This is a genomic window from Micromonospora sp. NPDC005257, from assembly GCF_042872445.1.
Lineage (GTDB): Bacteria > Actinomycetota > Actinomycetes > Mycobacteriales > Micromonosporaceae > Micromonospora.
Window position 1 is genome coordinate 197,804 of record NZ_JBIAKL010000004.1, and the last position, 9,604, is coordinate 207,407.

16 protein-coding genes are annotated in these 9,604 nt (G+C 67.6%); 14 read left to right on the forward strand and 2 right to left on the reverse strand.

Annotation, left to right across the window (positions count from 1 at the left end):
- The first annotated feature begins 50 nt into the window (after positions 1-50).
- The 14 genes from ACFYO8_RS10675 (at position 51) to ACFYO8_RS10740 (ending at position 8,931) form a co-directional block, all read left to right on the forward strand.
- Positions 51-485, forward strand: a complete 435-nt coding sequence (locus ACFYO8_RS10675) for a hypothetical protein (RefSeq protein ID WP_387257138.1) — start codon at positions 51-53, stop codon at positions 483-485.
- Entirely contained in the window at positions 482-2,464 is a 1,983-nt protein-coding gene (locus ACFYO8_RS10680) for an AAA family ATPase (RefSeq protein ID WP_387257140.1), read from the forward strand. The genes ACFYO8_RS10675 and ACFYO8_RS10680 overlap by 4 nt, the downstream gene beginning before the upstream one ends.
- 283 nt (positions 2,465-2,747) lie before the next feature.
- Complete coding sequence (locus ACFYO8_RS10685) at positions 2,748-3,266, forward strand: hypothetical protein (protein ID WP_387257141.1); 519 nt, start codon at positions 2,748-2,750, stop codon at positions 3,264-3,266.
- Between the two features lie 120 nt (positions 3,267-3,386).
- The gene (locus ACFYO8_RS10690) at positions 3,387-3,587 is read left to right on the forward strand and encodes a hypothetical protein (RefSeq protein WP_387257142.1); all 201 of its coding nucleotides are present in this window, start codon (positions 3,387-3,389) and stop codon (positions 3,585-3,587) included.
- A 116-nt stretch (positions 3,588-3,703) separates the two neighbouring features.
- Positions 3,704-4,327 (forward strand): recombinase family protein, encoded by a 624-nt coding sequence (locus tag ACFYO8_RS10695; RefSeq protein ID WP_387257144.1) that lies wholly within the window; start codon positions 3,704-3,706, stop codon positions 4,325-4,327.
- Positions 4,324-4,647: a hypothetical protein gene (locus ACFYO8_RS10700; RefSeq protein ID WP_387257145.1), complete on the forward strand. Its 324-nt coding sequence runs from the start codon at positions 4,324-4,326 to the stop codon at positions 4,645-4,647. The genes ACFYO8_RS10695 and ACFYO8_RS10700 overlap by 4 nt, the downstream gene beginning before the upstream one ends.
- On the forward strand, positions 4,644-4,823 hold the full coding sequence (locus ACFYO8_RS10705) for a recombinase family protein (RefSeq protein WP_387257146.1): 180 nt from the start codon (positions 4,644-4,646) through the stop codon (positions 4,821-4,823). Before ACFYO8_RS10700 ends, ACFYO8_RS10705 begins: the two co-directional genes overlap by 4 nt.
- Positions 4,820-4,996 (forward strand): hypothetical protein, encoded by a 177-nt coding sequence (locus ACFYO8_RS10710; protein ID WP_387257147.1) that lies wholly within the window; start codon positions 4,820-4,822, stop codon positions 4,994-4,996. The genes ACFYO8_RS10705 and ACFYO8_RS10710 overlap by 4 nt, the downstream gene beginning before the upstream one ends.
- Entirely contained in the window at positions 4,993-6,267 is a 1,275-nt protein-coding gene (locus ACFYO8_RS10715) for a tyrosine-type recombinase/integrase (RefSeq protein WP_387257149.1), read from the forward strand. Before ACFYO8_RS10710 ends, ACFYO8_RS10715 begins: the two co-directional genes overlap by 4 nt.
- Positions 6,264-6,656 carry a SprT-like domain-containing protein gene (locus ACFYO8_RS10720; RefSeq protein WP_387257151.1) on the forward strand — a complete coding sequence of 131 codons (393 nt, stop codon included), beginning with the start codon at positions 6,264-6,266 and terminating at the stop codon, positions 6,654-6,656. Before ACFYO8_RS10715 ends, ACFYO8_RS10720 begins: the two co-directional genes overlap by 4 nt.
- Before the next feature lies 1 nt (position 6,657).
- On the forward strand, positions 6,658-7,386 hold the full coding sequence (locus tag ACFYO8_RS10725; protein ID WP_387257152.1) for a hypothetical protein: 729 nt from the start codon (positions 6,658-6,660) through the stop codon (positions 7,384-7,386).
- A gap of 11 nt (positions 7,387-7,397) precedes the next feature.
- Positions 7,398-7,571, forward strand: a complete 174-nt coding sequence (locus tag ACFYO8_RS10730; RefSeq protein ID WP_387257154.1) for a hypothetical protein — start codon at positions 7,398-7,400, stop codon at positions 7,569-7,571.
- The gene (locus tag ACFYO8_RS10735) at positions 7,568-8,002 is read left to right on the forward strand and encodes an HNH endonuclease (RefSeq protein ID WP_387257155.1); all 435 of its coding nucleotides are present in this window, start codon (positions 7,568-7,570) and stop codon (positions 8,000-8,002) included. The genes ACFYO8_RS10730 and ACFYO8_RS10735 overlap by 4 nt, the downstream gene beginning before the upstream one ends.
- 152 nt (positions 8,003-8,154) lie before the next feature.
- Positions 8,155-8,931 carry a hypothetical protein gene (locus ACFYO8_RS10740; RefSeq protein WP_387257157.1) on the forward strand — a complete coding sequence of 259 codons (777 nt, stop codon included), beginning with the start codon at positions 8,155-8,157 and terminating at the stop codon, positions 8,929-8,931.
- A 67-nt stretch (positions 8,932-8,998) separates the two neighbouring features.
- Here the strand turns inward: ACFYO8_RS10740 and ACFYO8_RS10745 are convergent, their stop codons facing one another.
- Positions 8,999-9,241: a hypothetical protein gene (locus ACFYO8_RS10745; protein ID WP_387257201.1), complete on the reverse strand. Its 243-nt coding sequence runs from the start codon at positions 9,239-9,241 to the stop codon at positions 8,999-9,001.
- A 62-nt stretch (positions 9,242-9,303) separates the two neighbouring features.
- Entirely contained in the window at positions 9,304-9,483 is a 180-nt protein-coding gene (locus ACFYO8_RS10750; protein ID WP_387257158.1) for a hypothetical protein, read from the reverse strand.
- Positions 9,484-9,604 lie beyond the last annotated feature (121 nt).

Genomic DNA, 9,604 nt, shown 5'->3' on the forward strand with positions numbered 1-9,604 from the left:
CCCGGCGGGCAACCGGGGCACAGCAACAAACCGACAAGGAGAACCATACCGTGAATCAGCAAGATCCGGCTTTCAGCAGCGATTGGTGGCAGCCCAAGCCATTCGATCCGGAGATGTTCAAGGCGTCAGTCAAGACTCTCGGTGATCTGATTGATGAGGATGAGCGAACGACCTGGGCCGACCTCGCCAGGAACTGGGGCGGATGGCAGCTCGATGTTGAGCACCACGTGCTCGTGCTCCGTGACCCGACCGGCCGGGAGTGGTATGACATCGACCTGGAGGGCTGCGTTACCAGCGCTCAGGTGCTCGACCGGATCTGTCAGGTCAAGGCCAAGCTCTGGTCGGCTGACGTTGTGGTCGCCGGTCTGGTCCGCGCGCTTGATGACATCCTTGGCCCGCAGGAGCGTCTGTGCTCTTGGGGCCGGTCGATGAAGCTGACCAAGGACCAGATCCGGACGCTCGTGAACGCGAGGCGAGCGGAATGAGCGGTCCATACGGAGCCGCTGCCGGGGCGTACGCCGCTGCCGACTGGTCACCTCTGCCGCTACCGCCCCGGCAGAAGTGGGCACCGCCTACGGGCTGGACCGGGGCGGCTGGCAAGGTGGCCGGTCCCCGTCAGGTCGAGCGCTGGATGCCCGAGCACGCTGGCGGCAACGTCGCGCTCCGCCTGCCTGACGCGCTGGTCGGCATTGACGTTGACGCCTACGGCAAGAAGGCGGGAGCAGCCACGCTCGCGGAGCTGGAGCGGGAGTTGGGTCCGCTTCCGGCTACCTGGATCGTGACCAACCGGGATGACGGCGTGTCGGGTATTCGCCTCTACCAAGTCCCAGACGGGTTGGGCTGGAAGGGTGCCGCCGGTCCGGGCATCGACATCATCACCTGGTACCACCGGTTCATCGTCGCGCCTCCGTCGATCCACCCGGAGGGCCGCAAGTACCGCTGGATCCGGCCCGATGGCACGGCCTGCGACGTCAAGGCGTTCTGCAAAGCCCTGGAGGACTACGCGGTGCTGCCTGACGCGTGGGTCGACTACCTGACCAGCGACCGCCGGAAGTTCATCGACCGGCCTGCGGCGGAGATGAGCAAGGCGGATACCAAGGCGGCCATCGCCGCGTGCCCGGACGCCGGGGGCCAGCCCTGCTCCCAGATGCGATGGGCGCTCGACCTCTGGCTACGGAAGCTCGCGGAGGCCGGAGCGGACGGCGGGGCGCACGACGTAGCGCGGGACGCGGCGTGGGCGGTCATCCTCGACGGGCGGAAGGGCCACCGGGGCGTGACCACCACGCTCGACGCCATCAGGGAAGCGTTCTTCAGCGCAACCGCCGACCGGCGACGGGATGAGGCGGAGTGGGGCCGGATCGTGGACCGGGGCGTGGCAAAGGCAGTGGAAGAGGTGAAGTCGATCAGCTCCGCCGACGGCTGTGACGCCGACGCGGAGACGGAGAGGCTGATCGAGCAAGCCAAGGAGCCCAGCGAAGACGCCGTTGATGCGATGCTCGCTGAGCTACTGGACTTTGACGCGCTCGACGCCATCCCGGAGGCGGAGTACCTGATCAAGGGTCTGTTTGACATGGACTCCCTGGCGCAGGTGTTCGGCCAGTCCGGCCACCGCAAGTCGTTCGTCATGCTGGACATCTCCTGCCACATCTCACTTGGCCTGCCGTGGGGTGGGCGGAGGGTCCGGAGCGGCCCGGTGGTCTACATCGCCGCAGAAGGCGAGCGGGGTGTTCGGAAGCGCCTCCGCGCTTGGGCGCAGCACCACGGCAAGCGGCCAAACGTCCTGGTGCTGCCCCGCCCGGTCTCGGCGGATGAGTGGCCGGTGTTGGTGGCAGCGCTCAAGCGGGTCAAGCCAGTCCTGGTGGTAGGGGATACCCAGGCTCGCCTGACCTCCGGGATTGACGAGAACAGCGCCAAGGAGATTGGCCCGTTCATCGACCGGCTGGATGACGTACGGCGGGCCACGGGAGCCTGTGTTGCGGTCGTCCACCACGAGGGCCTGGCGGTGGGGCGGGCTCGTGGGTCGAGCGCCCAGAAGGGTGCCCTAGAGCACCAGTTCAGGGTGTTTACCGACAAGGAAACCCAGCAGACCGTCTTTACCGACGAGAAGCAGAAGGACAACGCCACGTCCGGGGACCTGCGGTTTGACCCGGTCGTGGTGTCGCTGGGGAAGGATGCCGACGGCGACCCCATCACCTCGCTGGTGCTGGTGCCGGCAGCTGACGACCTGCTGTCAGAGCTGGATCGGCTGGAGGACATCAAGTCCAAGTACCAGCGCAAGATCATCGAGATCATCTCAGATGCTCCGTTCGCCGGGATGACCAAGGCAGAGGTCCGCTCGGTCTTCACCCAGTCCTGCGACAGGCAACGGTTCGCAGCCGCGTGGGACGCCGTGATCCAGCGCGGGCTGATCGTTCCGGTCGGGAAGTCGGCCCGTTACCGCCTCGCAGGCATCGAAGGAGGTTAGCGCCGGCATGAGGACGTTTTCAAGATCGAGTCCTCGTGGGCGTCCTTATGCAGCGTCCTGATCCGTCCTGATTCCCCGTCCTGATCGAGACAGCCCCTGACCAGGGGTTTCAGGGGAGCGGTCCTCACAAGTCCTCATTCGTCCTCGTGCCAATGCCCCACCCGTCCTCCCGGTCCGGTCTACCTAGAGACCGGCCGGAGGAGGACGACCCGGACGGGACACCGAAATAAGACGATCAGCATCAATCAATGAAGTGCATAAACCCAAGGAGGAGGAGAAGGCGATGGCAGACAAACACCTCTCGGTGACGGTGACCTCTAGGAAGTTGAAGTGCAAGGCCAAGAGCAAGCGAACCGGGAACCAGTGCGGCCGGTGGGCGGTGAACGGGGCGACCGTTTGCCCGATGCACGGAGCGGCCAAGGGCACCCCGGCTCGACTCAAGGCGGAGGAGCAGCTGAAGGCAGCACGGGATGAGCTGATGGAGCTGCTGTTGGGGATTGCGCGAGACGCGGACCTCTCCGCCTCCGACCGGCTGAAGGCGATCACCTGGGCGCTGGAGCGGGCGGGATTCAAGGGCGGGGTGGATGTGGCGGTCAGCGTCAACCCGGCGTGGCGAGAGGTCCTGGAAGGGATCTGGGACGACGACGCAGACGACGCGGCGGAGTCTCCAGCCGCTCTCCCGGCTGCCGGTCGCCCGGCGCTGTCCTGGGAGCCGGAGGCGGGCGGGCAGCCGGAGGTGGTCCACATCGGGGAGCTGATGCCGCAGCGTCGAGCGACCAACGGGCGCGCTCGCCTGCGCTAGACCCCTTGCCCTGCAAGGGATTCATAGGGGCGAGTCTCTGCTGTAACTGTCCACAGTAGACCTGGCGTACCGTCGGCTACGGAGCGTGATGGAACCTTCACGCTACGGAAGGAGGAGGAGATGGCCGTACCGACGGGCGTCAGCGTCGCCCTTGCTGAGCTGGCGATCATCGCGGGTGTCGCGGTGATCCTGGTTGGGGCAGGGAGCCTCGCCACCAACGCGCACCTCATCGCCGCGCTGCTGGGGGTGCTGTTCGTCATCAACCAGGTGGCCTGGCCGGTGTTCTTCGGTCGCGCTCGCCGGGCGGGGGCGGGGCGGTGACCGGCTCTTGTGGCCGTAGCGCTGCCGGAGGCATGGGGGCGTCCGGATCGACCCGCGAGCGCCGGCAGCCCACGAGGCGTGGAACGGGAGCACCGGATGCCCCACGTAGGCCGCTGATGCTGGGCTACGTCCGCGTCTCGACGCGAGAACAGGCCAAGGAGGGCTACTCGCTCGACGCGCAGACAGAACGCCTCCGCGAGGAGGCAGAGCGCCGGGGTTATGACCTGGAGATCGTGCCGGACGCGGGTTACTCCGGGCGGACCGACAACCGGCCCGGCCTCCAGGAGGCGTTGCGTCGGCTCAAGCGCCGCGAGGCGGACGGGCTGATGGTGTGCAAGCTCGACCGGCTCGCCCGGTCAGTCCAGCACTTCACCTCCTTCATCGCCGCGTCTCAGCGGCAGGGCTGGAGCGTCGTGGTGCTGGACTTTGACCTTGACACCGGCTCGCCCAACGGACGGCTCGTGGCGCACATCCTCGCTGCGGTCGCGCAGTGGGAGAGCGAGATGATCGGGCAGCGCACCGCCGACGGCATGGCGGAGGCCAAGGCCCAAGGCGCGCGGTTCGGTCGCTCCCGCCAGGCAGACGACGCGACCGTGGCCCGGATCAAGCAGGAGCGCGACGCGGGCAAGAGCTTCGCTGCTGTCGCCTCCGCCCTCGACGCGGACAGCGTCCCCACCCCCGGAGGCGGCAAGCGCTGGTACGCCTCGACGGTCGCCCGGATCTGGGAGGCCGCAGCATGAGCCTCAACAAGGCCAACGATCTGATGCACGAGATCGAGCACCGCCTTGCGGCGGAGGGGTTTGACGTCGAGCGGACCACGAGCCGGTACTTCACCGCTGAGATGTGGTGCTTGGTAGCGACAGCTCGACCGATCCCCGGAATCAAGGTGACGCTCACCTCGCGGGCCAAGCTGGTCGACTACCTCACTGAGTTCGTGGTGCCGCGCGAGGAGCGGGACACCGGGCAGCGCTGGCAGCTCCACGTCGGCCAGGACAAGGCGCAGAAAGCCCATCGGGACAAGTGGCGCCACGTCTGCCCCGGTTGGGAGGTGGCGGCATGAGCCTCGACCCAGACCTCATCCGCCGCATCGTCCGCGAGCGCCGGGCGGGGCAATCGTTCCAGTCCATCGCAACCACCTTGAACGGGGAGGGTCTACTGAGCCCTGACGGCCAGCCCTGGCACGCAAAGTTCATCCGCTGGGTCTACCGGACCGCGACGCAGGGTGGCCTCGCATGAACAACATGCATGAGTCGAAGCTCTCCTGCGGCCACGTGGTCACCTTTGACCCCGTGCCGCGTCTGGGGGACACCGTCTGGTGCTACGGGTGCACCGACTACCGGACCGTGAGCGTCCGCAGCATCATGCGCGCCCGTCAACTCAGCCACAAGGTCGAGGAGGCGGGGCGATGATCCACAAGCCCAAGAAGCTGCCCGCCCCGCGCCAGCGGCCGGACGGTCAGTGGGAGGTGCGGTGGCGGTACCGGCTCGCCGGACGGGAGCACCGCCCCGCGCGCCTGTTCCCGACGGAGGCGGAGGCCAACGGCTTCATCCTCAGTGTGCTGGCGGGGGAGAGTAACCGCGACCCGCGCGCCGCCCGGCTCACCTTTGACGCCTACGCGGACCAGTACCTCAATGAGGTGGCCGTCAACGTCAAGGCGCGCACGGTCGAGCGGTACCGGTCGGCGCTGCTGCACGCACGGGAGTTCTTCCGTGGTCGGCCGGTGTCGGAGATCCGCACGAGCGACTGTCGGGCGTTCCGCGCGAAGCTCACCGACGGCGGGTGCCTGCCGGAGGGAACGCGTGCCCGACGGCGGATGACGCGGGGCAACTCCGTCCGCAACGTCTACAACACGTTCCGGGCGGTGCTTGAGCTGGCGGTCGAGGACAACGCCTTGCCGGCCAACCCGGCTGTGCTGCGGAAGCTGCCGGGGCGGAAGCCCAACCGTGAGGCCAAGTTCCGCGCGGTGTTCCTCGACGCGGGCGAGGTCGAGCGGGCGGCCAACGCAGCGCCGGAGCCGTATGGGCTGGTGATCCGGTTCCTGGCTTACACAGGGCTGCGCGCGGCGGAGCTGGCCGGGCTGGACGTTGCCGACGTCAAGCTGTGGCAGGTCAAGGGCATCTGGCGCGGGTACGTAGACGTGCACCGCACCCGCCGCAAAGAGGGCGGGGCGTGGGTCGTGGACACGCCCAAGAGCGAGGAGAGCACCCGCCGCGTTGAGCTGCCGCCGTGGCTCGCGGAAGACCTCCGCAGCTACCTGACCGGCACCCACGAGCGCGCAGATGAGCCCACCGCTCCGCTGTTCCCGAACCGGAAGCCGGGCGCGACCTACGCAACCAACGCCGACGGCAAGAAGGTCCGTGAGGGCTTCCGTCTCAACTGGGCGGAGCCGGTCGAGCCGGGCGCGTTCTACCGCAACATCTTCAAGAAGGCTGTGCAGGCCGCGGGACTGCCGGAGGCGACCCGGTTGCACGACCTCCGCCACACGTTCGCCGCGTTGTGGCTGTCAGCGGGCGGCCAGATCGAGCGCCTGTCTGAGCAGATGGGCCATGCGAGCTATGAGACCACGCAGAAGTTCTACGCCCACCTGATCCCGCCAGACCCGGACGCGCCGCACATCTTCGCTGCCCGCCCGACGGCTCCCGCGTCTAGCAACGTCCTACCGCTGAGGAGGGCGCAGTGAACCCGGAGGCGGTAGCGGAGCTGTACGACCGGCTCAACGCGGTCTGCTTCGGCGGGCGACTGCGGCCGGTGGTGATCCGGATGGTGCCGTGGATTCTCAGCCGGACCGACGGCCGCAGGCTCGCCGGAGCCTGGGACGCGGAGGCGTGGGCGATTGGGCTTGATCGCGCGCTCCTCGACCACCCGCAATACCTGTTCGGCGTGGTGTTGCACGAGATGACACATCAGGCCTGCTACCAGGCCGACGGCTCCGACGGGCACGGCTCTGCCTTCTGCGCGACTGGAGCGGCAGCCGTTGCCCGGCTTGATTTCGATGTGCCGGCTCCGACCCTGACCACGGCCGCCACCTGGCCGTATCCCACACCAAGTCACCTATTGAAGGAGATCTGAGATGGTTGCCGAACCTGGAAAGGTCATCGAGCTAGGGCACCGGCTCGACGGTGAGAGCCAGCCGCCCCGTGTCGGGCTGGAGTTCTACTACCCCAACGGTCAGGTCATGGCCCGGTTCGGGCAGCTACCCGACGGCACCGGCCGCGTCGGCATGGAGATCTGCGACGAGACGGGCGCGGTGAAGGTGCTCGCCGGTGAGCTGGTCGATGGCCAGTACGGGTTGGCGGCGTACAACCCGCAGACGGGTGGACTGGTCGACCTCGCCACTCTCGCGTTCGGTGTCCAGGCGGACGTGGTCACCACGACCGGCGTCTTGAGCGGCTCCGGCTCGATGCGTGACATCCCTGGCAGCTACGGGCCGGAGGTCACTGTCAAGGTCGGCAACACCGGGCGCTGCATCGTTACGGTGTCAGCTGAAATCGAGGTAGAGCTGCGGGAGGACTTGGGCAACGAGGCAGGTGCCGGTCAAGCTGGCTTCGTCATGACCCGCTTGTCGGATGGCTCCGAAGCAATCCCTGCCACGACAAACCGGTCGGCAATGGCAGAGTTCGGGTACGACAACGGATCGCACATCGGATGGACTCCGGCCTTCAACCTCCGATCGTCAGCTACGCGGGTCAACCTCATCGAGGGCCTGGAATCCGGCGAGTACAAGGTGACGATGAAGTACTACAACCTCGGCAATGACGCGAAGTTCGCCAACCGCACCCTGATCGTCCAGCCCTTCTGAGAGAGGCAAGCATGAGCAAGCCGGAGACACCGGGCAGTGAGTTCGACCCGCTGCCCGGCGAGGCGGTCACCCCGGAGCAGCGCCGGGCGGAGGAGCTGGCCCGGGAGCACTCCCGCCAGTACGGGGCGATGCCCGTCAACGAGCGGCCACCGCTCCACGCCGACTACAACGGGTGGGAATTGTGAGCTGGCGCGACATCCCATGCAAGGAGTGGACCGGCAAGACCGAGCACGGTTACGGCGTGTGCAAGGTCCAGGGCCAGAGGTGGCGCGTTACCCGGCTGGAGTGGACTCGCCAGAGCGGGCCGATTCCGGATGGCCTGGAGGTCTGCCACCACTGCGATAACCCGGCCTGCTATGAAGTCCGCCATCTGTGGCTCGGGACGCACGCCTGCAACATGGCTGACATGGCCGCAAAAGGTCGAGCAGCACGCGGGCTTGGCGAGCGCCACGGGATGAGCAGGCTGACTGAGCATCAGGTCCAGGAGATCCGGGCCAGATACGCGACGGGCGGGGTGACGCACCGGCAGCTAGCCGCTGAGTACGTCGTCAGCAAGGCAACCATCGGTCTAGTCACGCGCAGGGTCAACTGGAAGACGGTGCCGCTCGATCGCTAAGGCCCAGCTCGACCAGCAGCCGACCTCCGGGCTGATCCGGGGTCGGCTGCCGGCATTGAAGAAGCTTGCTGAAAAGGGTTTTCATTTGCACTGCACTGGCGGATAGTTGATCTTGAGCGGCCCGGAGGGGCCACCGAGAAGGGACCGCAGCCATGATCGAGATCGCTACCACCACCGTCGCCCTCCGCAAGCTGGCCCGGGAGCTGGGCATCAAGGGGATGGGCTCCGCCAACAAGGCGACCCTGCTGCCGCTGGTAACGGCGGAGGTCACCCGCCGTAACGCGGAGGAGCTGGCCGCTGCCAAGCTCGCGGCGGAGAAGGCGGCCAGCGAGGAGTTCACCCGGCTGACCGCGCTCCCGCTCGCGGAGCAGGCCAAGCCCAAGACCCAGAAGCGCATCCAGCAGCTCAGCAACCACCCGGACAACTGCGGGCCGCGCGAGGCGGAGCCCGCCAAGGCCAAGAAGGTTTCCCTCACCGCCGAAGAGTGGGCGATGGAGGAGAACGGCCACAGCGACCAGGGCCACGACGCCATCGCCCAGGGCGAGGTTGAGGGCATCGACGCCAAGTACCTCGCGGAGATCCGCGAGTGCATCGAGGTCTGCCCGATCTGCCACCCGGAGCGGTTCAACAAGCGCCCCGGCTACGCCGCCAGCGGCCGGTACTCCGTCTCCCGCGCGGGGATGCAGGTCAACGTCACCCGGCGGATGACGGCAGCGGAGAAAGCGGGCAAGGTCGCCAAGGAGCTGGTCAAGTCGGAGATCACCGCGAGCGAGGGCTTCACCCGCCTCACCGGCACCACGAAGATGGGCGCTGCGGTCGAGCTGTTCTGGGACCTCCAGGGCCGCTTCCAGCACCGCTCCAGCCGGGTCGGCGGCAGGAAGGTCCTGAACGTGGCTGCCGCCCTCCGCCGGATCGAGGAGGCCGGGTAGTCCCCGCTCCGCCCGGCAGCCCGGCTCCTCCTCGACGGGAGCCGGGCTGCTGGGCCTCTCGTTGGCCCTAGACGGACGTTGCGCGGAGCCTCCTGGGCGAGGCCTGGGCGGGAGCCTTCCGGGGCGCGAGGCGTGGAGCGAGCGGGGCGGGAGAGGGCTTGGCCTCTGCGAGCTTCCGTAGCCTGGCCGGCTGCACGAATATCTCCCGGCGCTCGACGGCATCACCCTTCTCATTCAACTGGTATCCGTCGAGCCAGGCCCACCCGTCGTACGTGACGTAGGGCAGCACCCGGATCAGCCGGAAGACCATGGGTTTGGTGAACTGGACGCTGGCGGAGCGGGTGACGTGGAGAAGGTCCCCCGCCTTGAGGGTCACCGCCACATCCCTGCCCGGTACTCCCCGGCGAGGGTCAGCAACGGAGGGTCCGGCGGGTAGATGACCCGGGCGACGCCAACCGCCCGGTACGCCCCGGTGCGGGATTGGTAGATGGTCGCCGGGCCGGTCCGGTCGAGCGGAGCGGGGCGACGGCGCTTGAAGGGCCAGAGCTTCATCAGTCAGTCCTCCTGCCGGTGGGTTTGCAGTCGCCTACAGAAGGTAATCCAACTCGTCCTGTCTCGTCTCCCTACGTTCCGGCACGTCGCCCGACGTATCTCAATCCGAACGTCTCAGGAC